This is a genomic window from Enterobacter sp. UPMP2060 (genome assembly GCF_053709655.1).
Genome location: NZ_JBSKJQ010000004.1, coordinates 191442 through 215743, shown reverse-complemented (window position 1 = coordinate 215743; position 24302 = coordinate 191442). Strand labels below are relative to the sequence as shown.

Genomic DNA, 24302 nt, shown 5'->3' with positions numbered 1-24302 from the left:
AACAATATGAAATACAAGACTTTGATCTTCACCGCGTTGATGCTGATGGTTGGACGCGCGGCGCAGGCAGAACAGATTGGCTCCGTCGATACCGTGTTCAAAATGTTCGGCCCGGACCACAAAATCGTGGTGGAGGCGTTTGACGATCCGGACGTGAAAAACGTCACCTGCTACGTCAGCCGCGCGAAAACGGGTGGTATCAAAGGCGGGCTGGGACTGGCGGAAGATACCTCCGATGCGGCGATTTCTTGTCAGCAGGTGGGGCCAGTTGAATTGAGTGATAAAATTAAAAACGGCAAAGCGCAGGGCGACGTGGTGTTCCAGAAACGGACCTCGCTGGTGTTCAAAAAGCTGCAGGTGGTGCGTTTCTATGATGCCAAACGCAACACCCTGGCTTACCTTGCCTACTCTGACAAAGTGGTGGAAGGCTCGCCGAAAAACGCGATCAGCGCGGTGCCGATTATGCCGTGGCATTAATTCAGGGATGAACTATGCAACAACCTGTGGTCTGGCTGGTTGAAGACGAAACCAGTATCGCCGATACGCTGATCTACATGCTTCAGCAGGAAGGATTCGCGGTAAAGGCGTTTGAACGCGGTTTACCCGTGCTGGAGGAGGCGCGGCGGCAGGTTCCGGCGCTCGCTATTCTGGACGTCGGGCTGCCGGACATCAGTGGATTTGAGCTTTGCCGCCAGCTTCTGGCGCAGTATCCCTCACTGCCCGTGCTGTTTCTGACGGCGCGCAGTGATGAGGTAGACAAGCTGCTTGGCCTGGAAATGGGGGCTGATGACTACGTTGCGAAACCTTTCTCCCCTCGTGAAGTCTGCGCCCGGGTGCGGACGATTTTACGGCGCATGCAAAAATCCGCTGCGCCAGCAGCAACGTTGCGTATCGGGCAGTTTGAACTGAACGAGCCTGCCGCGCGAATTAGCTGGTGCGGTGAAGCACTGCCCCTGACCCGCTATGAATTCTTGCTGCTCAAAACCTTGTTGCAGGCCCCCGGGCGGGTCTTTTCTCGTCAGCAGCTCATGGACAAGGTGTGGGGTGAAGACGGCGACAGCTTCGATCGTACCGTGGACACCCACATCAAAACCCTACGCGCCAAACTGCGGGCGGTTAACGAGGAAATGTCACCCATCAGCACCCATCGCGGTATGGGCTACAGTCTGGGCCTTTACTAATGCGCATTGGGATGCGGCTATTGCTGGGGTACTTCCTGATCGTGGCCATCGCCGCGTGGTTTGTGCTGTCGATCTTTGTTCAGGAAGTAAAACCCGGCGTGCGCAGGGCAACCGAGGGCACGTTAATCGACACCGCGACCCTGCTGGCTGAAATTGGACGTGACGATTTGCTTTCGGGTCATGCGCAGCAGGGCAAACTGGCGCAGGCCTTTTCTCAGCTTCATCAGCGCCCCTTCCGCGCCAATATCGGCGGGATTCATAAAGTGCGTAACGAGTACCACGTCTACATGACCGATGCGCAGGGCAGAGTGGTATTTGATTCCGCCGGTCTGGCCGTGGGGCAAGATTACTCGCGCTGGAACGATGTCTGGCTGACGCTTCGCGGTGAATACGGCGCGCGCAGTACCCAGAGCCATCCCGACGATCCGGAGAGCACGGTGATGTATGTTGCTGCGCCGGTTGTGGAGCAGGGCAAGATTATCGGCGTGGTGTCGGTCGGGAAACCTAACAGCGCGATGGCACCGGTTATCCATCGCAGCGAGCGGCGGATCCTGTGGGCAGGCGGGGCGCTGCTCGGCATTGCCCTGCTGATTGGCCTCGTTGTGGCGTGGTGGATCAATCGATCTATCGCGACGTTATCGCGCTATGCCGACTCGGTGACCACGGATACGCCTCTCCCGCTGCCTAATCCTGGCAGTAGCGAACTGCACAAGCTGGCATTGGCGCTGGAGAGTATGCGCATTCGCCTGGAAGGGAAAAACTACATTGAACACTATGTCCATGCGCTGACCCACGAGCTGAAAAGCCCCATCGCCGCCATACGCGGCGCGGCGGAAATTCTCTCCGAGCAGCCGCCGCCGCAGGTGGCCGCGCGGTTTATCGATAATATTCTGGTGCAAAACGCGCGTATGCAGTCGCTGGTTGAAAAACTGCTCACTCAGTCGCGTCTTGAAAATCGGGTCGAAATTACGCCTCAGATCGTCCGTGTCGACCTGCTGTTTACGCGTCTTGCCGACGCGCGCTCGGCGCTGTTGGCAGCAAAAGAGATTGTACTGACCCTTCAGCCCGCTTCGATTCATGTTGAAGGCGATCCCGACCTTCTCGAACAGGCACTCGGTAATTTACTGGATAACGCTATCGATTTTACGCCGCAGGGCGGCGCCATTGAACTGGCGGCCCGGGAAGTGCAGGGGCAGATACAGCTGATCGTCACCGACAGCGGAAGCGGGATCCCGGATTACGCGCTGGATCGTATTTTTGAGCGCTTTTATTCTCTGCCGCGGGAGAACGGATTGAAGAGCAGCGGGCTCGGGCTGGCGTTTGTTCAGGAGGTGGCGCGTCTGCATCAGGGAGAGATTACATTGCGTAATCGTGATGAAGGTGGCGTGATGGCCACGCTGATACTTCACCGTCCCTTCACATAACTTCAAACTGACCCCACACGGCCTGGTTACGCTCTCCTCATCACAAAGGAGACGTAATGATGAAATCCCCACTGTTCTGGAAAATTAGCACCCTGCTGGGGTGCATCCTGCTGCTGTTAGTTCCGCTGTTTATGGTCAGTAACCTGATTTCAGAGCGCGAGAGCTACCGCAACGATGTCGAAAATACGCTGCGCCAGAGTACCAGCGGACCGCAAAAACTGGTCGGCCCGATGATTGCGATTCCGATGACGGAGATCTTTTACAAGATAGAGGATGAGAAGAAGGTCGAATACAAGAAAAGCTACATGCATTTCATTCTGCCGGAATCTCTGGTTGTTGAAGGGAACCAACGCGTTGAGTTGAGAAATATTGGTATCTATGACGGGCAGATCTGGAACACGGACCTGAAGATAAAAGCGCAGTTTAATACCGAAGAGCTGAAGCAGTTGAAAGGGGAAACGATCGCGACAGGGCAGCCGTTTATCGTGACGGGTGTTGGCGACGCGCGGGGTATTGGCGCGGTCAGTATCTCTAAAATCAATGGTGAGACCCTAAGCGTGGAACCCGGTTCAGGCGTCTACGGTGCGCTTGCTGGGATCCACATCCCGCTGACCGACAAAGCGCTGGAAGCCAAAACGTTTGCGCTTGATATGTCCCTCAGCCTGGCGGGAACCGGCAGTTTTGCGGTGGTGCCGGTAGGGCGTAATAGCGAAATGACGCTCAACAGCAACTGGCCGCATCCGGGTTTTATGGGCGATTATCTCCCCGTTAAGCATCAAATAGGCGAGTCTGGTTTCCAGGCGAACTGGCAGAGCAGCTGGTTTGCAAATAACCTTGAGAGCTGGTTCTACGGCAAGGAATCGCCGGAGTGGGAGGCGCTCCCGGCCTTTAGCGTGACGGTAGCGACGCCGGCTGACCAATATCAATTGACCGACCGGGCAATTAAATACGCTATTTTGCTGATTGCGCTGACGTTTATGGCTTTCTTTGTCTTCGAAACCTTAACCGGATTACGCCTTCATCCGATGCAGTATCTGCTGGTGGGGCTGTCGCTGGTCCTGTTCTATCTGGTGTTGCTGGCGCTGTCTGAACACGTCGGGTTTACGCCAGCCTGGATTGTTGCAAGTCTGGTTGGCGCAGCGATGAACGGAATGTACCTGCAGGCCGTGCTGAAAAGCTGGAAGCGCAGCGGGCTGTTTGTGCTGGCTCTACTCGGGCTGGATGTCGTGATGTGGTTCCTGCTGCGCTCGGAGGACAGCGCGCTGCTGTTGGGGTCAGCGGTTCTCGCGCTGGCGCTGTTCGCGGTGATGTACCTGACCCGGCATTTCGACTGGTACTCGCTCTCTCAGCCGAAGCGACCTGAGCTACCCGCAGCACCGGATGACGATACGATGCGGATCTGGAAATAAAAAAAAGGCGCAAATGCGCCGTTTTTTAATGCGTTAACTGCGGGATTACTCCTGCAGATCGCCGCAGAAACGATACCCTTCGCCGTGGATCGTGGCGATGATTTCCGGCGTATCTGGCGTAGATTCGAAATGCTTACGAATACGACGAATGGTCACGTCTACGGTACGGTCGTGCGGTTTCAGCTCACGGCCGGTCATTTTCTTCAGCAGCTCTGCACGGGACTGAATTTTGCCCGGGTTTTCGCAGAAGTGCAGCATCGCGCGGAATTCACTGCGCGGCAGTTTATACTGCTCACCGTTCGGGCTAATCAGCGAACGGCTATTGATATCAAGTTCCCAGCCGTTGAATTTGTAGCTGTCTACGCTACGACGCTCTTCGCTGACCGTACCCAGGTTCATGGTGCGGGACAGCAGGTTGCGTGCACGAATGGTTAACTCGCGAGGATTGAACGGCTTGGTGATGTAGTCATCCGCACCGATTTCCAGGCCAAGAATTTTATCAACTTCGTTATCACGGCCCGTCAGGAACATTAACGCGACGTTCGCCTGCTCGCGCAGTTCGCGCGCCAGAAGAAGACCGTTTTTGCCCGGCAGGTTAATATCCATGATCACCAGGTTGATATCATTTTCAGAAAGGATCTGATGCATCTCTGCGCCATCGGTCGCTTCAAAGACATCGTAGCCTTCTGCTTCGAAAATGCTCTTTAACGTGTTGCGTGTTACCAACTCGTCTTCAACGATAAGAATGTGCGGGGTCTGCATGTTTGCTACCTAAATTGCCAACTAAATCGAAACAGGAAGTACAAAAGTCCCTGACCTGCCTGATGCATGTCGCAAATTAACATGATCGGCTTAACGTGACTAAAGTACGTAATTGCGTTCTTGATGCACTTTCCATCAACGTCAACAACATCATTAGCTTGGTCTTGGGTACTTTCCCTTTGGACCCGACAGTGTCAAAAACGGCTGTCATCCTAACCATTTTAACAGCAACATAACAGGCTAAGTGACACCAGACACCCAATAAAACTACGCTTCGTTGACATATATCAAGTTCAATTGTAGCACGTTAACAGTTTGATGAAATCATCGTAGCCGAATGCTAGCCTTTGTCACAATTTTTCAATAAACCAACTAGTTGCGGACATTGATTTATAAACGAAGCGAATCCAATCAGAATAGGGTATTCATGTCGCTATTATCATTATAAAACATGGGGATAATAGTGTTCTGTTAACATTCTAACTGATTGTTCAGACAAGGAATAGTTTAGCGTTTTTAATTTGTTATGAAACGCTATTTCGGTGATTTGTGTTGCATTTTTGTAAATTCGCGCCGCGTAATATGTTGAAGTGCATCACATTTTTGCCCGCTAACTGATTAAAAAGAGAGCATAAATGCATCTGTCGATTGTACTGGTTGCCCCAGCCAGAGCCGAAAATATAGGCGCTGCCGCGCGCGCCATGAAGACCATGGGATTCACCGATTTACGTATCGTGGACAGCGCTGCCCACCTGGAGCCTGCGGCTCGTTGGGTCGCGCACGGATCGGGCGATATCCTCGATAATATAACCACTTACGCGACGCTTGCTGATGCGCTGCACGACATTTCGTTTACCGTTGCGACCACCGCGCGCAGCCGTGCGAAGTTCCATTACTATGCCACGCCAGCGGAGCTGGTGCCGATGTTGAGCGAGAAAAGCCAGTGGCTGGATAAAGCCGCGCTGGTGTTTGGTCGCGAAGATTCCGGATTAACCAACGAAGAGCTGGAGCTGGCGGACGTTCTTACCGGTGCGCCGATGGTCGCCGATTATCCCTCCCTGAATTTAGGCCAGGCGGTCATGGTTTATTGCTATCAATTAGCCTCCCTAATACAAATCCCCCAGCCTCCGGCAGAAGGGGCAAATGAAAATCAGCTGGCTGCGCTGCGCGCTCGCGTTGAGCAACTGTTGTCTCAGTTGGGGGTGGCGGACGATCAAAAAATGGCTGACTGGCTGCAGCAGCGTCTTGGGCGTCTTGAGCAGCGGGACACCGCAATGCTGCACCGTTTGCTGCACGATATTGAAAAAAAATTGGCGGAGTAAAATCCTGTCATAAGTTTTTACTATGGTGAATAAGTCTGTACTGATGGGTTGCACTTGGGCGAATCGGATGAAAATAAATCTGCAAACAGCGGGACGTGAGAGTCTCCCGAATTGTGATCAAATTAAAAATTCGTTGACTTAAGGTGCCCGATCCTTTAACCCTAAAAGAATACAGGACAGACAGATAATAATGACAGAGTACACAACATCCATGAAACGCATCAGCATCACCACCATTACTACAACCATCATCATTACCACAGGTAACGATGCGGGCTGACGCGTACAGGAAAAACAAAAAAAAGCCCGCACCTGAACAGTGCGGGCTTTTTTTTCGGCTAAAGGAAACGAGGTAGAACCATGCGAGTGTTGAAGTTCGGCGGTACATCAGTGGCAAATGCAGAACGTTTTCTGCGTGTTGCCGATATCCTGGAAAGCAATGCCAGGCAGGGGCAGGTTGCTACCGTGCTCTCTGCCCCGGCAAAAATCACGAACCATCTGGTGGCGATGATTGAAAAAACCATCGGTGGCCAGGATGCACTCCCGAACATCAGCGACGCAGAGCGTATCTTCGCTGACTTGCTGCAAGGGCTGGCAGAGGCGCTGCCAGGCTTCCCACACGCTCAGCTGAAGTCCTTCGTTGAGCAGGAATTCGCGCAAATCAAACATGTCCTGCACGGCATCAGCCTTCTCGGCCAGTGCCCGGACAGCGTCAACGCGGCGCTGATCTGCCGGGGCGAAAAACTCTCTATCGCCATCATGGCCGGCGTGCTGGAAGCGCGCGGACATAGCGTGACCGTGATCGACCCGGTTGAAAAACTGCTGGCGGTGGGCCACTACCTCGAATCCACCGTTGATATTGCCGAATCAACCCGCCGTATCGCCGCAAGCAAAATTCCTTCTGACCATATGATCCTGATGGCAGGCTTCACCGCCGGTAACGAGAAGGGCGAGCTGGTGGTGCTGGGCCGTAACGGCTCCGACTACTCCGCCGCCGTACTGGCCGCCTGTTTACGCGCGGACTGTTGTGAGATCTGGACTGACGTCGACGGCGTTTATACCTGTGACCCGCGCCAGGTTCCGGACGCCAGGCTGCTGAAGTCGATGTCGTACCAGGAAGCGATGGAGCTTTCCTACTTCGGCGCCAAAGTGCTTCACCCTCGTACCATCTCCCCGATTGCCCAGTTCCAGATCCCTTGCCTGATTAAAAACACCGGTAACCCGCAGGCGCCGGGTACGCTGATTGGCGCGAGTACCGATGAAGACGGTTTGCCGGTCAAAGGCATCTCCAACCTGAACAACATGGCGATGTTCAGCGTCTCCGGCCCGGGGATGAAGGGGATGGTCGGCATGGCGGCGCGCGTGTTTGCGGCTATGTCCCGCAACGGTATCTCGGTGGTGCTGATTACCCAGTCTTCTTCCGAATACAGCATCAGCTTCTGCGTGCCGCAGGCTGACTGCCTGCGCGCCCGTCGCGCGCTGGAGGAGGAGTTCTATCTGGAACTCAAAGAAGAGCTGCTGGAGCCGCTCGCCATTCAGGAGCGTCTGGCGATTATCTCCGTGGTCGGCGACGGCATGCGTACGCTGCGCGGTATCTCCGCGAAGTTCTTTGCCGCGCTGGCGCGCGCCAATATCAATATCGTGGCAATTGCCCAGGGCTCGTCAGAACGATCAATTTCTGTTGTCGTGGACAACGATGACGCCACCACCGGCGTACGCGTGGTTCACCAGATGCTGTTCAACACCGACCAGGTTATCGAGCTGTTCCTGATTGGCGTCGGCGGTGTGGGCGGCGCGCTGCTGGAGCAGGTGAAGCGTCAGCAGGAGTGGCTGAAGAAGAAACATATCGATCTGCGCGTCTGCGGGATTGCCAACTCCAGAGCGCTACTCACCAACGTTCACGGTCTGAACCTGGAGAACTGGCAGGCCGAGATGAACGAGGCGAAAGAGCCGTTCAACCTGGGCCGCCTGATCCGTCTGGTGAAAGAGTATCATCTGCTTAACCCGGTGATTGTCGACTGTACCTCGAACCAGGCGGTGGCCGACCAGTACGCCGACTTCCTGCGCGAAGGGTTCCACGTGGTGACGCCGAACAAAAAGGCCAACACCTCGTCGATGGATTACTATCACCAGCTGCGTCTGGCGGCGAGCAAGTCGCGCCGCAAGTTCCTGTACGACACCAACGTGGGCGCGGGCCTGCCGGTTATCGAGAACCTGCAGAACCTGCTGAACGCGGGCGACGAACTGCAGCGTTTCTCCGGCATTCTCTCCGGCTCGCTGTCGTTTATCTTCGGCAAGCTGGATGAGGGGATGAGCCTGTCGGAAGCCACCCGCGCCGCGCGCGAACTGGGCTATACCGAGCCGGATCCGCGTGACGATCTCTCCGGTATGGACGTGGCGCGTAAGCTGCTGATTCTGGCACGTGAAACGGGCCGTGAGCTTGAGCTTTCCGATATCGTGATAGAACCGGTCTTGCCGGCAGAATTTGACAGCAGCGGTGATGTCGCTGCATTCATGGCAAATTTGCCGCAGCTTGACGATGCTTTTGCCGCGCGCGTTGCGAAAGCCCGTGATGAAGGTAAGGTATTGCGCTATGTTGGCAACATTGAAGAAGATGGCGTGTGCCGGGTGAAGATTGCCGAAGTGGATGGCAACGACCCGCTGTACAAAGTTAAAAACGGCGAAAACGCCCTCGCGTTTTACAGCCACTATTATCAGCCATTGCCGCTGGTGCTTCGCGGCTATGGCGCAGGGAACGATGTTACGGCGGCGGGTGTGTTTGCCGATCTGCTGCGTACCCTGTCATGGAAGTTAGGAGTTTAACATGGTCAAAGTTTATGCCCCGGCTTCCAGCGCGAATATGAGCGTCGGATTTGACGTGCTGGGCGCGGCGGTGACGCCGGTGGATGGTTCACTGCTGGGCGATACGGTCACGGTGGAAGCGGCAGACAGCTTCAGCCTGAACAACGTGGGCCGCTTCGCCAGCAAACTGCCGTCTGAGCCGCGCGAAAATATCGTCTATCAGTGCTGGGAACGCTTCTGTCAGGAGATCGGCAAAAACGTGCCGGTTGCCATGACGCTGGAAAAAAGTATGCCGATTGGCTCGGGGCTGGGTTCCAGCGCTTGTTCGGTGGTCGCCGCGCTGGTGGCGATGAACGAGCACTGCGGCAAGCCGCTGAACAACAACCGCCTGCTGGGGTTGATGGGCGAGCTGGAAGGGCGCATCTCCGGCAGCATTCACTATGACAACGTGGCGCCGTGCTTCCTCGGCGGCATGCAGCTGATGATCGAAGAAAATGGCATCATCAGCCAGCAGGTGCCAGGGTTTGATGAGTGGCTGTGGGTGCTGGCCTATCCGGGCATTAAGGTCTCTACCGCGGAAGCGCGTGCGATCCTGCCCGCGCAGTATCGTCGCCAGGACTGTATCGCCCACGGGCGTCATCTGGCGGGCTTTATTCACGCCTGCTACACCCGTCAGCCGCAGCTGGCGGCGAAGCTGATGAAGGACGTCATTGCCGAGCCGTACCGCACGAAGCTGCTGCCCGGCTTTAACGAGGCGCGACAGGCATCGATGGATATCGGCGCGCAGGCGTGCGGCATCTCCGGCTCCGGCCCGACGCTGTTCGCCCTGTGCGACAAGCCTGACACCGCGCAGCGCGTGGCGGACTGGCTCTCTAAACACTACCTGCAAAATCAGGAAGGCTTTGTTCATATTTGCCGTCTGGACACGGCTGGCGCACGAGTACTGGGATAATTAATGAAACTCTATAACCTTAAAGATCATAACGAGCAGGTCAGCTTCGCGCAGGCGGTAACTCAGGGGCTGGGCAAAAATCAGGGGCTGTTCTTCCCGCATGACCTGCCGGAATTCCAGCTGACCGAGATTGACGAGCTGCTGAAGCAGGATTTCGTCACCCGCAGCACCAAAATTCTGTCTGCGTTTATCGGCGACGAAATTCCGCAGGAGCTTCTGGAAGAGCGCGTGCGTGCGGCGTTCGCTTTCCCGGCGCCGGTGAAGCAGGTTGAGCCTGACGTTGGCTGCCTGGAGCTGTTCCACGGTCCGACCCTGGCGTTTAAAGACTTCGGCGGCCGCTTTATGGCGCAGATGCTGACCCACATCAGCGGCGACAAACCGGTGACCATCCTGACCGCGACCTCCGGCGATACCGGTGCGGCGGTGGCGCATGCCTTCTACGGACTGAAAAACGTCCGCGTGGTGATCCTCTATCCGAAAGGCAAAATCAGCCCGCTGCAGGAAAAACTGTTCTGTACGCTCGGCGGCAACATTGAAACCGTGGCGATCGACGGCGATTTCGATGCCTGCCAGGCGCTGGTCAAGCAGGCCTTCGACGACGAAGAGCTGAAGGTGGCTCTGGGTCTGAACTCTGCCAACTCCATCAACATCAGCCGTCTGCTGGCGCAGATCTGCTACTACTTCGAAGCGGTGGCGCAGCTGCCGCAGGAAGCGCGCAACCAGCTGGTGATCTCCGTGCCGAGCGGTAACTTCGGTGACCTGACGGCAGGTCTGCTGGCGAAATCCCTGGGTCTGCCGGTGAAACGCTTTATCGCGGCGACCAACGCCAACGACACCGTGCCGCGCTTCCTGAAAGACGGGAAGTGGGCGCCGAACGCCACGCAGGCGACGCTCTCCAACGCGATGGATGTGTCACAGCCGAACAACTGGCCGCGCGTGGAAGAGCTGTTCCGCCGTAAGATCTGGCGTCTGGGTGACCTGGGTTACGCCGCGGTGACGGATGAAACCACCAAAGAGACCATGCGCGAGATGAAAGCGGTGGGGTATATCTCTGAACCGCACGCGGCGATTGCCTACCGCGCGCTGCGCGACCAGCTTAACCCGGGTGAATATGGCCTGTTCCTGGGCACCGCGCATCCGGCGAAGTTCAAAGAGAGCGTGGAAGCGATCCTGGGCGAAACGCTGCCGCTGCCGAAAGAGCTGGCCGAGCGCGCCGACCTGCCGCTGCTGTCACATGAGCTGCCCGCGGATTTTGCCGCGCTGCGTAAGCTGATGATGACGCGCGCGTGATTGTGTTGCCCGGTGGCGGCTACGCCTTACCGGGCCTACAACGACCACGACGACCTCATCGTAGGCCGGGTAAGGTGAAGCCACCACCCGGCTTTTTTATGGAGAAATTAAGGAGAGAAAAAGCAGGAAAAAAGCAGAAATTCCCAATAAATGCGGTCACTTAGCGTTTAGGATTGCAGAGAATAACATCCCCCGTTCCCCTCGCGTACTCTCCTTACATCGGCCCACGTTGGGCAAGAAGAATAAGGAGTCACCTGTGTCTACACTGAAACCTGCACTCATCGCGCTTTCACTGGTGCTGGCCGCCCCCATGGCGGTTCAGGCATCTGAAATTACCCTCGTACCGGCGGTCAAACTGCAGATTGGCGACCAGGATAACAACGGGCATTACTGGGACGGCGGCCGCTGGCGCGACCACGACTGGTGGAAGGCGCATTATGACTGGCGTGATAACCACTGGCGTCCACATGATGAGCATCGTAAACACGACGATCGTCACGATGACCATCACCACGATGACCGCCGCGACGATCGCGGCCCGGACTGGAAACACCATTAATGCAAAACCCCGCCAGCTGGCGGGGTTTGTTTTTACTGCTCGTGGCGCTTAAACACCAGCTCGCCTTTCCCCGACGACGCCTCGTCAAAGAAATAGCCTTCGCTGTTAAATTTGGTTAACTGCTCCGGCTTCGTCAGGCGGTTCTGGATGATGTAGCGGCTCATCAGGCCGCGCGCTTTCTTAGCGTAGAAGCTGATCACTTTGAACTTACCGTTCTTCTCGTCGAGGAACACCGGTTTGATAATCTCCGCATCCAGCTTTTTCGGCTTCACCGACTTGTAGTATTCGTCGGATGCCAGGTTAATCACCACGTTATCGCCCTGAGCGTGCAGCGCCGCGTTCAGCTTGTCGGTAATGATATCGCCCCAGAAATGATACAGGTCTTTGCCTTTGGCATTTTCCAGGCGAATCCCCATCTCCAGACGATACGGCTGCATCAGATCCAGCGGGCGCAGTACGCCGTACAGACCCGACAGCATGCGCAGATGCTGCTGGGCAAAATCGAAATCGGCTTCGCTAAAATCTTCCGCCTGCAGGCCGGTGTAGACATCACCTTTAAACGCCAGAATCGCCTGGCGAGCGTTAGCCGGGGTGAAATCCGGGTGCCACTCGTGAAAGCGGGTCGCGTTAAGATCGGCCAGCTTGTCGCTGATGCTCATCAGCGAGGCGATTTGCGGCGCAGAGAGCTTACGCGCTTCGCGGATCAGCTGTTGCGAGTAGTCCAGCAGTTCAGGCTGGGTATAGCGCTCGGTGGCGAGCGGGCTCTGGTAGTCGAGCGTTTTTGCAGGTGAAATCAGAATCAGCATATCCAGTCCTTGCAGGAAATTTAGAGCGACTTTAGCAAAAAATCGCCCTGAATTGATCGATAGCTGTTATTGCCGCGGCAAATCATCCCACGTGCCGGGGGCAAGCTGCGCCTTAATATCGGGATAGCGGGCGGGATCAAATACCGGCGGAACGCCGAGTTTGCGCTGACGCAGATAGTCTCTGGCAATCAGGGTCACAACGGGCGAGAGCAGAAGGATAGCGGTGAGGTTCGTGATCGCCATTAGCGCCATAATGATATCGGCCAGCTGCCAGACCAGCGGCATACTGAGGAAGGAGCCAGCGATGATCATCAGAATGACCGCGAGCCGCAGGGCTCCGATTGCGGTACGGGAGTCGAGCTTCAGGAAAATAAGGTTATTTTCGGCGTAGAGGTAATTCACCACAATCGAACTGAAGGCAAACAGTACCAGGACGAGCGAGACAAATCCTGCTCCCCAGCCGCCGGTCAGGTTCACCAGCGCCTGCTGGAGAAGCTGTATCCCGGCGGTTCCTGAGGAGTGCGGGACGGGGCCTGCCAGCAGCAAAATCATGGCGCTGGCGGAGCAGATGATAATGGTATCGGTAAAGACGCCAATCATCTGCACAATGCCCTGTGCGGCCGGGTGCGGCGGCCAGGAAGAGGCGGCAGCGGCCGCGTTGGGGGTTGACCCCATTCCGGCTTCATTGGAGAACATGCCCCGCTGAAAACCCGCCATCAGCGCCTGGCTAAAGGTATAGCCCAGCGCCCCGGAGGCCACCTCGCGCCAGCCAAAAGCGCTTTTGACGATGGTCGCAATCACGCCAGGCACCTGGTCGATATGCAGGGCGGCGACGAACAGGCTCGCGACAACCCAAAGCAGCGCCATAACGGGAACCAGCCACTGCATCAGGCGGGCAACGCCCCTGAGACCGGCAGAAATGGTGAGCAGAACGACGAGGGCTAAAGCAATACCGGCGACCCACTCCGGGCAGGAGAAGGCATAGCGCAGGGCATTGGCGACAGAATTTGCCTGGACGGTATTAAAAATAAGACCGTATGCGAGCAGTAAAAAAAGCGAGAACAGAACGCCCATCCAGCGCATCCCCAAACCACGCGCCATGTACCAGGCAGGACCGCCGCGAAACTGGCCGTTTTTATCTTTCTCTTTATACAGCTGGGCGAGCGAACTTTCGGCAAAGGAGGTGGCCATTCCGAGTAGCGCCGTCACCCACATCCAGAAGACCGCGCCTGGCCCGCCGGCGCTGATGGCCAGCGCAACGCCCGCCAGATTCCCGCTGCCGAGGCGTGCCGCCAGGCTGGTACAGAGTGCCTGGAACGACGTTAATCCGCCCGGCTGGGGCGTAACGCTGTTTTTCAGACTTCTGCCAAACTTGCGAATATAACGAAACTGGATAAACCCACTGCGTAGCGTAAACCAAATACCTGCTCCCAGAAGCAGGTAAATCATTATCGAACCCCACAGGACTTCGTTAATAAAGAAAAAGAAATCAGGCATTAACGTCCCTCTTGTTGATGCCAAAGTGAATATGTAAGCGCTACCACTGATTGGGCATGCTGTTGCTTAGCAGCCTGTTAATCTTCCGAGTTTACCATACTCTACCTAAGCGCACTGTCTGCGGTTGCGCTGCCCCTCCGTCGTGTTATCATCAGGGCAGACCGGTTACATCCCCCTAACAAGTAAACCTGTCATTTTTCCGCTGCAGACATGCTGTCGGTAGCGTGAATTATCCAGGGCACGTTAAAAGAGAAACACTATCATGACGGATAAATTGACCTCCCTTCGTCAGTTCACCACTGTCGTAGCTGACACCGGAGATATCGCGGCAATGAAGCTGTACCAGCCGCAGGATGCCACAACTAACCCTTCTCTGATCCTTAACGCCGCACAGATCCCTGAGTATCGCAAACTGATTGACGACGCAGTGACCTGGGCGAAAGCACAGAGCAACGACCGCGCGCAGCAGGTTGTGGATGCCACCGACAAACTGGCAGTGAACATCGGTCTGGAAATCCTGAAGCTGGTTCCTGGCCGTATCTCTACCGAAGTGGATGCACGTCTCTCCTACGACACCGAAGCGTCTATCGCCAAAGCGAAACGTCTGATCAAAATGTACAACGATGCAGGCATCAGCAACGACCGTATCCTGATCAAACTGGCTTCTACCTGGCAGGGTATCCGCGCGGCAGAGCAGCTGGAAAAAGAGGGTATCAACTGTAACCTGACCCTGCTGTTCTCCTTCGCGCAGGCGCGTGCATGTGCAGAAGCAGGCGTATACCTGATTTCTCCGTTCGTGGGCCGTATTCTGGACTGGTACAAAGCCAACACCGATAAGAAAGAGTACGCGCCGGCTGAAGATCCAGGCGTGGTTTCTGTTACTGAAATCTACGAATACTACAAACAGCACGGCTATGAGACTGTGGTTATGGGCGCAAGCTTCCGTAACGTCGGTGAAATCATCGAGCTGGCTGGCTGTGACCGCCTGACCATCGCCCCTGCGCTGCTGAAAGAGCTGGCAGAAAGCGAAGGTACCATCGAGCGTAAGCTGTCTTACACCGGTGAAGTGAAAGCACGCCCAGAGCGCATCACTGAATCCGAGTTCCTGTGGCAGCACAACCAGGATCCAATGGCTGTCGATAAGCTGGCGGACGGTATCCGTAAGTTTGCTGTTGACCAGGGCAAACTGGAAAAAATGATCGGCGACCTGCTGTAATCATTCTGCGTGACCGGGCTCCCGGTCACGCGACTTCTTTCGTACCCTGTCTGAATCTCCTCTCTGCGTGTATCATTCCCTTTAATCAGTACTTTTTGAATGGAATGGATATGAATACCTTACGCATCGGCCTAGTGTCGATTTCTGACCGCGCCTCCAGCGGCGTTTACCAGGATAAAGGCATCCCCGCTCTGGAAGAGTGGCTTGGCAGCGCGCTGACCACCCCCTTTGACATTCAGACCCGCCTGATCCCTGACGAACAGCCGATCATCGAGCAGACGCTCTGCGAGCTGGTGGATGAGATGAGCTGCCACCTTGTTCTGACGACGGGCGGAACCGGCCCCGCGCGCCGCGACGTGACGCCGGACGCAACGCTGGCGATTGCCGATCGTGAAATGCCGGGCTTTGGCGAGCAGATGCGCCAGATAAGTCTACACTTTGTCCCGACGGCCATTCTTTCCCGCCAGGTGGGCGTAATCCGCAAACAGGCATTGATTCTGAACCTGCCGGGGCAGCCGAAGTCGATCAAAGAGACGCTGGAAGGGCTGAAAGCGGAAGATGGCAGCGTCCTCGTTCACGGCATCTTTGCAAGTGTACCGTATTGTATACAGCTGCTTGACGGTCCGTATGTGGAAACCGATGAGAAAGTGGTAGCAGCTTTTCGCCCGAAAAACGCACGTCGCGAAACAATCTCCTGAAATTAACCAATATGTGACATTAGCTGAAGCGGCGATAGCGTGGTAAAGCTTTTACGGTATAGTAATTTTTTCTTTACGACTGCTGTAAAAATAAATCCACAACAAACGCAAAATGGTTCGCTATGTCACATAACACCCGACCTCTGAATCGACAGGACTACAAAACTCTCACGCTCGCGGCCTTAGGCGGTGCGCTGGAGTTTTACGACTTTATCATCTTCGTCTTCTTCGCCGCCGTCGTGGGAGAACTCTTCTTCCCGGCGGATATCCCGGATTGGCTGCGTCAGGTGCAAACCTTCGGCATTTTTGCCGCCGGGTATCTGGCGCGTCCGCTGGGCGGCATTATCATGGCCCACTTTGGCGATCTGGTCGGGCGCAAGAAGATGTTTACCCTTAGCATCCTGCTGATGGCCGTGCCGACGCTGGCTATTGGTCTGCTGCCCACCTATGCCTCGATGGGCATTCTCGCTCCGTTGCTGCTGTTGCTGATGCGCGTTCTTCAGGGCGCGGCGATTGGCGGTGAAGTGCCGGGCGCGTGGGTGTTTGTCGCGGAGCATGTTCCGGCGCGCCGCATTGGAATCGCCTGCGGAACCTTAACCGCGGGCTTAACGGTAGGGATTTTGCTCGGTTCCGTCGTCGCGACAATTGTCAACACCAGCATGACGCAGCAGGCCGTGCACGACTGGGGCTGGCGTATTCCGTTCCTGCTGGGCGGGGCGTTTGGTCTGGTCGCGATGTACCTGCGCCGCTGGCTGCAGGAGACGCCGATTTTCCTCGAGATGCAGCAGCGCAAAGCGCTGGCGCAGGAGCTGCCGGTGAAGGCGGTCGTGGTACGTCATAAAAAAGCGGTGGTGGTGTCGATGCTGCTCACCTGGCTGCTTTCGGCGGGCATTGTGGTGGTGATATTGATGTCCCCGGTGTGGCTGCAAAAGCAGTACGGTTTCGCCCCTGCCGTGACGTTACAGGCGAACAGTATCGCGACAATCATGCTCTGCTTTGGCTGTCTGGCCGCCGGGCTGGCGGCAGATCGTTTCGGCGCCAGCGTTACCTTTATCGTCGGCACCCTGTTACTGGCCGCATCAAGCTGGGCGTTTTACCATCTGGCGGGCAGCCATCCTGAACAGCTGTTCCTGCTGTACGGCACGGTAGGGCTGTGCGTGGGCGTAGTGGGTGCTGTGCCTTACGTCATGGTGCGAGCTTTCCCGCCGGAGGTACGCTTCACCGGGATCTCATTTTCCTACAACGTGTCGTATGCCATTTTCGGCGGGCTGACGCCGATTGCGGTGACGGTACTGATGGGTGTTTCGCCGATGGCGCCAGCCTGGTATGTGCTCGCGCTCTCGCTGATGGGGCTGGTATTAGGAATTTGGCTGGGGCAGATGAGGGGATGTCGTGCCCGCGAAGCGGACACGACAGAGGGATCAGTGTTTTTCACCAATCGGTAGAACGGTGCGGTCAAACTGCTCGTTCAGCACTTCACCCATTGCGAGGTAGATAGCGCTTGCGCCGCAAACCAGACCAATCCAGCCTGCAACATGAACGATGCCTTCGTTATCCACCAGGTGACCGATCGCCAGCAGGGCGAACAGCACGGTCAGGCTCAGGAAAACGAACTGCAGCATGCGGTTACCTTTCAGGGTACCGAAGAACATGAACAGGGTGAAGACGCCCCACAGGCCCAGGTAAACGCCCAGGAAGTGGGCGTTTGCCGCGTCTGCCATGCCCATTTTAGGCAGCAGCAGAATGGCAACCAGGGTCAGCCAGAAAGAACCGTAAGAGGTGAAGGCGGTTAAGCCGAAGGTATTGCCTTTCTTATATTCCAGCAGGCCCGCGAAGATTTGCGCGATACCGCCGTAAAAAATGCCCATCGCCAGGATGATGCCATCCATCGGGAACATCCCGATATTGTGCAGGTTCAGCAGGATAGTGGTCATGCCAAAACCCATCAGGCCCAGCGGAGCCGGATTAGCCAACTTAGTGTTGCCCATAAGTCCTCAAAAAAATCATCATTAATATGGTGAAATGGTTAAACCCGCGTCAGTTCTCCCTGACTGGGCGCGGCATCATAATGGGCGCAATCGGTGGCGTCTATGATCTCATCAGGGTGAAATTAAAATTTTTTTATGCTTGCCCCTTGATGGATGCCGTCGCGACCCCATCTTGTAGTCAACCGCAGTGTGTGGACCTGAAAAAAATCAAATCTGGGCAGTTGAAAAAGCACGTTCTGCCCTTATTACAGGTACACAACCACATGTTGACTGAATTTTTAGTGGAGACGTTTAGATGGGTAAAATTATTGGTATCGACTTGGGTACTACCAACTCTTGTGTAGCGATTATGGATGGCACTACTGCACGCGTGCTGGAGAACGCCGAGGGCGATCGCACCACGCCTTCTATCATTGCTTATACCCAGGATGGTGAAACTCTGGTTGGTCAGCCGGCTAAACGTCAGGCAGTGACAAACCCGCAAAACACCCTGTTTGCGATTAAACGCCTGATCGGCCGCCGCTTCCAGGACGAAGAAGTTCAGCGTGACGTTTCCATCATGCCTTACAAAATCATCGCGGCAGATAACGGCGATGCATGGCTTGATGTGAAAGGCACCAAAACTGCACCACCGCAGATTTCTGCTGAAGTGCTGAAAAAAATGAAGAAAACCGCTGAAGATTACCTGGGTGAGCCGGTAACTGAAGCTGTTATCACCGTACCTGCCTACTTCAACGATGCTCAGCGTCAGGCAACCAAAGATGCTGGCCGTATCGCAGGTCTGGAAGTAAAACGTATCATCAACGAACCAACCGCTGCTGCCCTGGCTTACGGTCTGGATAAAGAAGTTGGCAACCGTACTATCGCGGTTTACGACCTGGGTGGTGGTACCTTCGATATCTCTATTATCGAAATCGACGAAGTTGACGGCGAAAAAACCTTCGAAGTTCTGGCAACCAACGGTGATACCCACCTGGGTGGTGAAGACTTCGATACCCGTCTGATCAACTACCTCGTTGACGAGTTCAAGAAAGATCAGGGCATTGACCTGCGTAACGACCCGCTGGCCATGCAGCGCCTGAAAGAAGCCGCTGAGAAAGCGAAGATCGAGCTGTCTTCCGCTCAGCAGACCGACGTGAACCTGCCGTACATCACTGCAGACGCGACCGGTCCTAAACACATGAACATCAAAGTGACCCGTGCGAAACTGGAAAGCCTGGTAGAAGACCTGGTGAACCGTTCAATCGAGCCGCTGAAAGTTGCTCTGCAGGACGCTGGCCTGTCCGTATCCGATATCCAGGACGTTATCCTGGTCGGTGGTCAGACGCGTATGCCAATGGTTCAGAAGAAAGTGGCTGAGTTCTTTGGTAAAGAGCCACGTAAAGACGTTAACCCGGACGAAGCGGTCGCAATCGGTGCTGCGGTTCAGGGGGGCGTACTGACCGGTGAAGTTAAAGACGTACTGCTGCTGGACGTTACCCCGCTGTCTCTGGGTATCGAAACCATGGGCGGTGTGATGACTGCGCTCATCAACAAAAACACCACCATCCCAACGAAACACAGCCAGGTGTTCTCTACCGCTGAAGACAACCAGTCTGCGGTAACCATCCATGTGATTCAGGGTGAGCGTAAGCGTGCGGCGGATAACAAATCTCTGGGTCAGTTCAACCTGGACGGTATTAACCCGGCACCGCGCGGCATGCCGCAGATCGAAGTCACCTTCGACATCGATGCTGACGGTATCCTGCACGTGTCTGCGAAAGACAAAAACAGCGGTAAAGAGCAGAAGATCACCATCAAGGCATCTTCTGGCCTGAACGAAGCGGAAATCGAAAAAATGGTTCGCGATGCCGAAGCTAACGCGGAATCCGACCGTAAGTTCGAAGAGCTGGTTCAGACCCGTAACCAGGGTGACCATCTGCTGCACAGCACCCGTAAGCAGGTTGAAGAAGCAGGCGATAAACTGCCAGCGGAAGACAAGACTGCTATCGAAGCTGCACTGAGCGCGCTGGAATCCTCACTGAAAGGTGAAGATAAAGCGGACATCGAAGCGAAGATGCAGGAACTGGCGCAGGCTTCTCAGAAGCTGATGGAAATCGCTCAGCAGCAGCACGCTCAACAGCAGGCGGGCGCTGACGCTTCGGCGAACAACGCGAAAGACGACGACGTTGTCGACGCTGAGTTCGAAGAAGTTAAAGATAAAAAATAATCGCCCTGATGCAGGGTAATTAATCGGCACGGGCGTAGGAGAACTCTCCACGCCCGTGCTCGCATGTTAAGGGGCTTAAAAAAACCAATGGCAAAGCAAGACTATTACGAGATTTTAGGCGTTCCGAAAACTGCGGAAGAGCGTGAAATCAAAAAGGCGTACAAGCGCCTGGCCATGAAATTCCACCCGGACCGTAACCAGGGTGACAAAGAGGCTGAAGCCAAATTTAAAGAGATCAAAGAAGCCTACGAAGTCCTGACCGATGCACAAAAACGTGCGGCCTATGACCAGTACGGTCACGCAGCCTTTGAACAGGGCGGCATGGGCGGCGGTGGATTCGGCGGCGGCGGCTTTGGCGGCGGCGCTGACTTCAGCGATATCTTTGGCGATGTATTTGGCGACATCTTTGGCGGCGGCCGTGGTCGTCAGCGCGCGGCGCGCGGCGCGGACCTGCGCTACAACATGGAGCTGACGCTGGAAGAGGCCGTTCGCGGCGTAACCAAAGAGATCCGTATCCCGACGCTGGAAGAGTGTGACGTTTGCCACGGCAGCGGCGCGAAAGCGGGCACACAGCCTCAGACCTGTCCAACCTGTCACGGCTCTGGTCAGGTACAGATGCGTCAGGGCTTCTTCGCGGTACAGCAGGCCTGTCCTCACTGTCACGGTCGCGGCACGCTGATTAAAGATCCATGCACCAAATGCCACGGGCACGGTCGCGTTGAGAAAACCAAAACTCTGTCCGTTAAGATCCCGGCTGGCGTCGATACGGGCGACCGCATCCGTCTGGCCGGTGAGGGCGAAGCAGGCGAGCACGGCGCACCGGCAGGCGATCTGTACGTTCAGGTCCAGGTGAAACAGCACGCCATCTTCGAGCGTGAAGGTAATAACCTGTACTGCGAAGTGCCGATCAACTTCGCGATGGCGGCACTCGGTGGCGAAATCGAAGTGCCAACGCTGGATGGTCGCGTGAACCTGAAAGTGCCTGGGGAAACCCAGACCGGCAAGCTGTTCCGCATGCGCGGAAAAGGCGTTAAATCCGTTCGCGGTGGCGCGCAGGGCGACCTGCTGTGCCGCGTCGTCGTCGAAACGCCGGTTGGCCTGAACGACAAGCAGAAACAGCTGCTGAAAGAGCTGCAGGAGAGCTTTGGCGGCCCGACGGGCGAGAAAAACAGCCCGCGTTCCAAAAGCTTCTTCGATGGCGTCAAAAAATTCTTCGATGATTTGACTCGCTGATTCGTTAGCTGGTTTTCATCTTCTCAAAGCCCGGAAGCGATTCCGGGCTTTTTTATTTGCGCGTATAGCTCGGTTAAACTGAGTCTATACTCAACATTAATCTGTTTTTGCCGAGCTATTTGGCTTGGTATTATGGTTTTATCGAGGTATTGTTGTAAAAGAGAGAACTTAAATGAAATTACTACACCGTTTCTTTAGCAGTGAGGCGTCCGGTGGCGTGATCCTGATTATTGCCGCAGCGGCCGCGATGGTGCTGGCTAACCTTGGCATCACGCAGGATCTCTACCATGCATTTCTGGAAACGCCCGTTGAGCTGAAGGTCGGGGCGCTGGAAATTAATAAGAACATGCTGCTGTGGATCAACGATGCGCTAATGGCGGTGTTCTTCCTGCTGGTGGGTCTTGAGGTTAAGCGCGAGCTGGTGCTGGGCTCGCTTGCCAGCCGCCAGCGCGCGGCGTTTCCGGTGATCGCAGCGATTGGCGGAATGGTCGTTCCGGCGTTGCTCTTCCTGGCGTTCACCTGGCAGGATCCTGTTGCGCGTGACGGCTGGGCGATCCCGGCCGCGACGGATATCGCCTTTGCGCTCGGTGTCTTAGCCTTGCTCGGTAGCCGCGTGCCGGTGGCCCTGAAAATCTTCCTGATGGCGCTGGCGATCATCGATGACCTGGGTGCCATTGTGATTATCGCGCTGTTCTACACCAGCGATCTGTCGATCCTGTCCCTGAGCGTCGCCGCCGGGGCGATTGCGGTGCTGGCGCTGCTGAACATCTTCAATGTTCGCCGCATCGGTATCTATATCCTGGTGGGGATGGTGCTGTGGACGGCGGTGCTGAAATCCGGCGTGCACGCCACGCTGGCAGGCGTGATTGTGGGCTTCTTCGTACCGCTTAAGCCGCAGGACGGCAAGTCGCCTGCCAAACAGCTGGAGCATGTGCTGCACCCGTGGGTTGCCTTTATGATCCTGCCGCTGTTTGCGTTTGCCAACGCGGGCGTTTCCCTCGGCGGCGTGACGCTGGACGGGCTGACGTCCGTGCTGCCGCTGGGCATCATTGCCGGGCTGTTTATCGGTAAGCCGCTGGGCATTAGCCTCTTCTGCTGGCTGGCGACGAAGCTGAAGCTGGCGTCATTGCCGCATGGCACCACGTTTTCGCAAATTATGACCGTCGGCGTGCTGTGTGGAATCGGGTTTACGATGTCGATCTTTATTTCGACACTGGCGTTTGGTACGCATGCGCCTGAGCTTATCGTCTGGGCTAAACTCGGCATTCTCATCGGGTCATTACTGGCCGCGGTAATCGGTTATACCTTGTTGAAGGTGAAGTTGTCCGGACAGGCTGTCCAGGCATAACGGAACACCGGGAGGAGGCGATCCTCCTCCCGATACACACTCAGGGAGAGAAGACGCGATGTCTCATTTAAATTACAACCATCTGTACTACTTCTGGCACGTCTACAAACAGGGTTCGGTGGTGGGAGCAGCAGAGGCGCTCTACCTGACGCCGCAAACCATCACCGGGCAAATCAAGGCCCTGGAAGAGCGTCTGCAGGGCAAGCTGTTCAAGCGTAAAGGGCGTGGGATTGAACCCAGCGAATTGGGTGAACTGGTGTTCCGCTATGCGGACAAAATGTTCACCCTGAGCCAGGAGATGCTGGATATCGTCAACTACCGCAAAGAGTCGAACCTGCTCTTTGACGTTGGCGTGGCGGATGCGCTGTCCAAGCGGCTGGTGAGCGGCGTGCTGGATGCGGCGGTAGTTGAAGACGAGCAAATTCACCTGCGCTGCTTTGAATCCACCCACGAGATGCTGCTGGAACAGCTGAGCCAGCACAAGCTGGACATGATTATCTCGGACTGCCCGATTGACTCCACCCAGCAGGAAGGGCTGTTCTCGGTGAAGATTGGCGAATGTGGCGTGAGCTTCTGGTGTATCAACCCGCCTCCGGAGAAAACCTTCCCGGCCTGCCTGGAAGAGCGTCGCCTGCTGGTGCCTGGGCGACGCTCAATGCTCGGACGCAAGCTGCTGAACTGGTTTAATTCGCAGGGGCTGAAGGTAGAAATCCTCGGTGAGTTCGACGATGCGGCGCTGATGAAAGCCTTTGGCGAAGCTCATAATGCGATCTTCATTGCGCCGACGCTGTACGCGCACGATCTCTATTCAGACGACAAGATTACGGAGATAGGCAGAGTGGATAACGTGATGGAGGAGTATCACGCCATATTTGCCGAAAGAATGATTCAGCACCCGGCGGTGCAGCGAATCTGCAACCGTGACTACTCGGCGCTGTTTACGCCACCGGCAATCTGAAGGCATAAAAAAACCCGCGTTAAGCGGGTTCTTTAAACAAGCAACAACAAGTAGCGATTAAGCCAGTTTGTTGATCTGCGCGGTCAGGTTTGCTTTATGACGCGCTGCTTTGTTTTTGTGGATCAGACCTTTAGCAGCCTGACGATCCACGATTGGTTGCATTTCGTTAAATGCGTTCTGCGCTGCAGCTTTGTCGCCTGCTTCGATTGCTGCGTATACTTTCTTGATGAAAGTACGCATCATAGAGCGACGGCTTGCGTTGTGCTTACGAGCCTTTTCAGACTGAACGGCACGTTTCTTAGCTGATTTGATATTAGCCAAGTCCAACTCCCAAATATGTTCTATGTGGACAATTCAAAGGCCGAGGAATATGCCCTCTTTGCCTTCTTTTGTCAATGGATTTGTGCAAATAAGCGCCGTTAATTAGCGACGCTACGTTACGTAGTGATGGCGCAGGATTCTACCAGCTTGTCTTCCCTGAATACAGCCTTTCGGCATAAAAATCGCAGTTCACGAGCAGATTTTTTCGCTGCGAAAGGTCAGCCTGATGAAATCATTACGGCTTTCTGTTTTGCGCGAACAATCGCCGGTTAACCTTAACCGCTGTACAAGGTATACTTTGGCGATTTTCACTGTTTTGAGCCAGAC

The 24302-nt window shown here is 55.5% G+C and carries 23 protein-coding genes, 1 pseudogene and 1 other annotated feature; of the genes and pseudogenes, 19 read left to right on the top strand and 5 right to left on the bottom strand.

Annotated features, from left to right (window positions below):
• Nucleotides 1–6: 6 nt before the first annotated feature.
• From creA to creD, 4 genes are read left to right on the top strand one after another with little or no spacing between them, the layout of a single operon-like run.
• Nucleotides 7–477, top strand: a complete 471-nt coding sequence (gene creA, locus ACWKXN_RS11780) for a protein CreA (protein WP_032642647.1) — start codon at nt 7–9, stop codon at nt 475–477.
• 14 nt (nt 478–491) lie between these two features.
• Nucleotides 492–1181: a two-component system response regulator CreB gene (gene creB / locus ACWKXN_RS11775; protein WP_454543814.1), complete on the top strand. Its 690-nt coding sequence runs from the start codon at nt 492–494 to the stop codon at nt 1179–1181.
• On the top strand, nt 1181–2605 hold the full coding sequence (creC, locus tag ACWKXN_RS11770) for a two-component system sensor histidine kinase CreC (RefSeq protein WP_033144589.1): 1425 nt from the start codon (nt 1181–1183) through the stop codon (nt 2603–2605). Before creB ends, creC begins: the two co-directional genes overlap by 1 nt.
• Before the next feature lie 56 nt (nt 2606–2661).
• The gene (gene creD / locus ACWKXN_RS11765; protein ID WP_182383033.1) at nt 2662–4014 is read left to right on the top strand and encodes a cell envelope integrity protein CreD; all 1353 of its coding nucleotides are present in this window, start codon (nt 2662–2664) and stop codon (nt 4012–4014) included.
• A gap of 45 nt (nt 4015–4059) precedes the next feature.
• Here creD and arcA read toward each other — a convergent pair whose 3' ends face one another.
• A complete protein-coding gene (gene arcA / locus ACWKXN_RS11760) occupies nt 4060–4776 on the bottom strand; it encodes a two-component system response regulator ArcA (RefSeq protein WP_003856501.1) in 717 nt (238 codons plus the stop codon).
• A 95-nt stretch (nt 4777–4871) separates the two neighbouring features.
• Between arcA and yjjY the strand changes: the two genes are divergently transcribed.
• From yjjY to ACWKXN_RS11725, 7 genes are all read left to right on the top strand, one after another.
• Nucleotides 4872–5012: a YjjY family protein gene (yjjY, locus tag ACWKXN_RS11755; protein WP_085928893.1), complete on the top strand. Its 141-nt coding sequence runs from the start codon at nt 4872–4874 to the stop codon at nt 5010–5012.
• 399 nt (nt 5013–5411) lie between these two features.
• Entirely contained in the window at nt 5412–6098 is a 687-nt protein-coding gene (locus tag ACWKXN_RS11750) for a tRNA/rRNA methyltransferase (RefSeq protein WP_033144591.1), read from the top strand.
• A gap of 211 nt (nt 6099–6309) precedes the next feature.
• Entirely contained in the window at nt 6310–6378 is a 69-nt protein-coding gene (gene thrL / locus ACWKXN_RS11745; protein ID WP_015572623.1) for a thr operon leader peptide, read from the top strand.
• Nucleotides 6317–6434, top strand: a sequence feature (Thr leader region). (Overlaps the previous gene by 62 nt.)
• Before the next feature lie 24 nt (nt 6435–6458).
• A complete protein-coding gene (gene thrA, locus ACWKXN_RS11740) occupies nt 6459–8921 on the top strand; it encodes a bifunctional aspartate kinase/homoserine dehydrogenase I (RefSeq protein ID WP_069303648.1) in 2463 nt (820 codons plus the stop codon).
• 1 nt (nt 8922) lies between these two features.
• Nucleotides 8923–9852: a homoserine kinase gene (thrB, locus tag ACWKXN_RS11735; protein ID WP_032660770.1), complete on the top strand. Its 930-nt coding sequence runs from the start codon at nt 8923–8925 to the stop codon at nt 9850–9852.
• A gap of 3 nt (nt 9853–9855) precedes the next feature.
• Nucleotides 9856–11142 (top strand): threonine synthase, encoded by a 1287-nt coding sequence (gene thrC / locus ACWKXN_RS11730; protein ID WP_064673211.1) that lies wholly within the window; start codon nt 9856–9858, stop codon nt 11140–11142.
• Between the two features lie 256 nt (nt 11143–11398).
• Complete coding sequence (locus ACWKXN_RS11725) at nt 11399–11701, top strand: DUF2502 domain-containing protein (RefSeq protein WP_039260862.1); 303 nt, start codon at nt 11399–11401, stop codon at nt 11699–11701.
• 32 nt (nt 11702–11733) lie between these two features.
• Here the strand turns inward: ACWKXN_RS11725 and yaaA are convergent, their stop codons facing one another.
• The gene (yaaA, locus tag ACWKXN_RS11720; RefSeq protein ID WP_039260860.1) at nt 11734–12507 is read right to left on the bottom strand and encodes a peroxide stress protein YaaA; all 774 of its coding nucleotides are present in this window, start codon (nt 12505–12507) and stop codon (nt 11734–11736) included.
• 66 nt (nt 12508–12573) lie between these two features.
• Nucleotides 12574–14004 (bottom strand): alanine/glycine:cation symporter family protein, encoded by a 1431-nt coding sequence (locus ACWKXN_RS11715; protein ID WP_069303649.1) that lies wholly within the window; start codon nt 14002–14004, stop codon nt 12574–12576.
• A 262-nt stretch (nt 14005–14266) separates the two neighbouring features.
• Here ACWKXN_RS11715 and tal point away from each other — a divergent pair, with 262 nt between their 5' ends.
• The 3 genes from tal to ACWKXN_RS11700 all read left to right on the top strand — a co-directional run bounded on the left by tal (nt 14267) and on the right by ACWKXN_RS11700 (nt 17363).
• Nucleotides 14267–15220 (top strand): transaldolase, encoded by a 954-nt coding sequence (gene tal / locus ACWKXN_RS11710; RefSeq protein ID WP_048975064.1) that lies wholly within the window; start codon nt 14267–14269, stop codon nt 15218–15220.
• A gap of 110 nt (nt 15221–15330) precedes the next feature.
• On the top strand, nt 15331–15918 hold the full coding sequence (gene mog / locus ACWKXN_RS11705; RefSeq protein ID WP_023310343.1) for a molybdopterin adenylyltransferase: 588 nt from the start codon (nt 15331–15333) through the stop codon (nt 15916–15918).
• Between the two features lie 122 nt (nt 15919–16040).
• Nucleotides 16041–17363: an MFS transporter gene (locus ACWKXN_RS11700; protein ID WP_454543813.1), complete on the top strand. Its 1323-nt coding sequence runs from the start codon at nt 16041–16043 to the stop codon at nt 17361–17363.
• Here the strand turns inward: ACWKXN_RS11700 and satP are convergent.
• Entirely contained in the window at nt 17340–17906 is a 567-nt protein-coding gene (satP, locus tag ACWKXN_RS11695; protein ID WP_008502042.1) for an acetate uptake transporter, read from the bottom strand. The two genes, ACWKXN_RS11700 and satP, sit on opposite strands and share 24 nt — an antisense overlap.
• A 295-nt stretch (nt 17907–18201) precedes the next feature.
• Between satP and dnaK the strand changes: the two genes are divergently transcribed.
• The 4 genes from dnaK (at nt 18202) to nhaR (ending at nt 23654) form a co-directional block, all read left to right on the top strand.
• Entirely contained in the window at nt 18202–20115 is a 1914-nt protein-coding gene (dnaK, locus tag ACWKXN_RS11690; protein WP_023310346.1) for a molecular chaperone DnaK, read from the top strand.
• A gap of 87 nt (nt 20116–20202) precedes the next feature.
• Nucleotides 20203–21348, top strand: coding sequence for a molecular chaperone DnaJ (dnaJ, locus tag ACWKXN_RS11685; RefSeq protein ID WP_023310347.1), 1146 nt, complete (start codon nt 20203–20205; stop codon nt 21346–21348).
• A gap of 172 nt (nt 21349–21520) precedes the next feature.
• Nucleotides 21521–22696 carry a Na+/H+ antiporter NhaA gene (nhaA, locus tag ACWKXN_RS11680; RefSeq protein ID WP_454543812.1) on the top strand — a complete coding sequence of 392 codons (1176 nt, stop codon included), beginning with the start codon at nt 21521–21523 and terminating at the stop codon, nt 22694–22696.
• 58 nt (nt 22697–22754) lie between these two features.
• A complete protein-coding gene (nhaR, locus tag ACWKXN_RS11675; RefSeq protein WP_454543811.1) occupies nt 22755–23654 on the top strand; it encodes a transcriptional activator NhaR in 900 nt (299 codons plus the stop codon).
• Between the two features lie 57 nt (nt 23655–23711).
• On the opposite strand, the gene rpsT is transcribed toward nhaR, so the two are convergent.
• Complete coding sequence (gene rpsT, locus ACWKXN_RS11670; protein ID WP_003856458.1) at nt 23712–23975, bottom strand: 30S ribosomal protein S20; 264 nt, start codon at nt 23973–23975, stop codon at nt 23712–23714.
• 101 nt (nt 23976–24076) lie between these two features.
• Between rpsT and ACWKXN_RS11665 the strand changes: the two are divergent.
• A pseudogene (locus tag ACWKXN_RS11665) lies at nt 24077–24295 on the top strand (DUF2575 domain-containing protein).
• Nucleotides 24296–24302: the final 7 nt, after the last annotated feature.

Coding starts and splice junctions, on each gene's coding strand:
- creA (WP_032642647.1), top strand. CDS start 7: ATGAAATACAAGACTTTGATCTTCACCGCGTTGATGCTGATGGTTGGA.
- creB (WP_454543814.1), top strand. CDS start 492: ATGCAACAACCTGTGGTCTGGCTGGTTGAAGACGAAACCAGTATCGCC.
- creC (WP_033144589.1), top strand. CDS start 1,181: ATGCGCATTGGGATGCGGCTATTGCTGGGGTACTTCCTGATCGTGGCC.
- creD (WP_182383033.1), top strand. CDS start 2,662: ATGATGAAATCCCCACTGTTCTGGAAAATTAGCACCCTGCTGGGGTGC.
- arcA (WP_003856501.1), bottom strand. CDS start 4,776: ATGCAGACCCCGCACATTCTTATCGTTGAAGACGAGTTGGTAACACGC.
- ACWKXN_RS11750 (WP_033144591.1), top strand. CDS start 5,412: ATGCATCTGTCGATTGTACTGGTTGCCCCAGCCAGAGCCGAAAATATA.
- thrA (WP_069303648.1), top strand. CDS start 6,459: ATGCGAGTGTTGAAGTTCGGCGGTACATCAGTGGCAAATGCAGAACGT.
- thrB (WP_032660770.1), top strand. CDS start 8,923: ATGGTCAAAGTTTATGCCCCGGCTTCCAGCGCGAATATGAGCGTCGGA.
- thrC (WP_064673211.1), top strand. CDS start 9,856: ATGAAACTCTATAACCTTAAAGATCATAACGAGCAGGTCAGCTTCGCG.
- yaaA (WP_039260860.1), bottom strand. CDS start 12,507: ATGCTGATTCTGATTTCACCTGCAAAAACGCTCGACTACCAGAGCCCG.
- ACWKXN_RS11715 (WP_069303649.1), bottom strand. CDS start 14,004: ATGCCTGATTTCTTTTTCTTTATTAACGAAGTCCTGTGGGGTTCGATA.
- tal (WP_048975064.1), top strand. CDS start 14,267: ATGACGGATAAATTGACCTCCCTTCGTCAGTTCACCACTGTCGTAGCT.
- mog (WP_023310343.1), top strand. CDS start 15,331: ATGAATACCTTACGCATCGGCCTAGTGTCGATTTCTGACCGCGCCTCC.
- ACWKXN_RS11700 (WP_454543813.1), top strand. CDS start 16,041: ATGTCACATAACACCCGACCTCTGAATCGACAGGACTACAAAACTCTC.
- satP (WP_008502042.1), bottom strand. CDS start 17,906: ATGGGCAACACTAAGTTGGCTAATCCGGCTCCGCTGGGCCTGATGGGT.
- dnaK (WP_023310346.1), top strand. CDS start 18,202: ATGGGTAAAATTATTGGTATCGACTTGGGTACTACCAACTCTTGTGTA.
- dnaJ (WP_023310347.1), top strand. CDS start 20,203: ATGGCAAAGCAAGACTATTACGAGATTTTAGGCGTTCCGAAAACTGCG.
- nhaA (WP_454543812.1), top strand. CDS start 21,521: ATGAAATTACTACACCGTTTCTTTAGCAGTGAGGCGTCCGGTGGCGTG.
- nhaR (WP_454543811.1), top strand. CDS start 22,755: ATGTCTCATTTAAATTACAACCATCTGTACTACTTCTGGCACGTCTAC.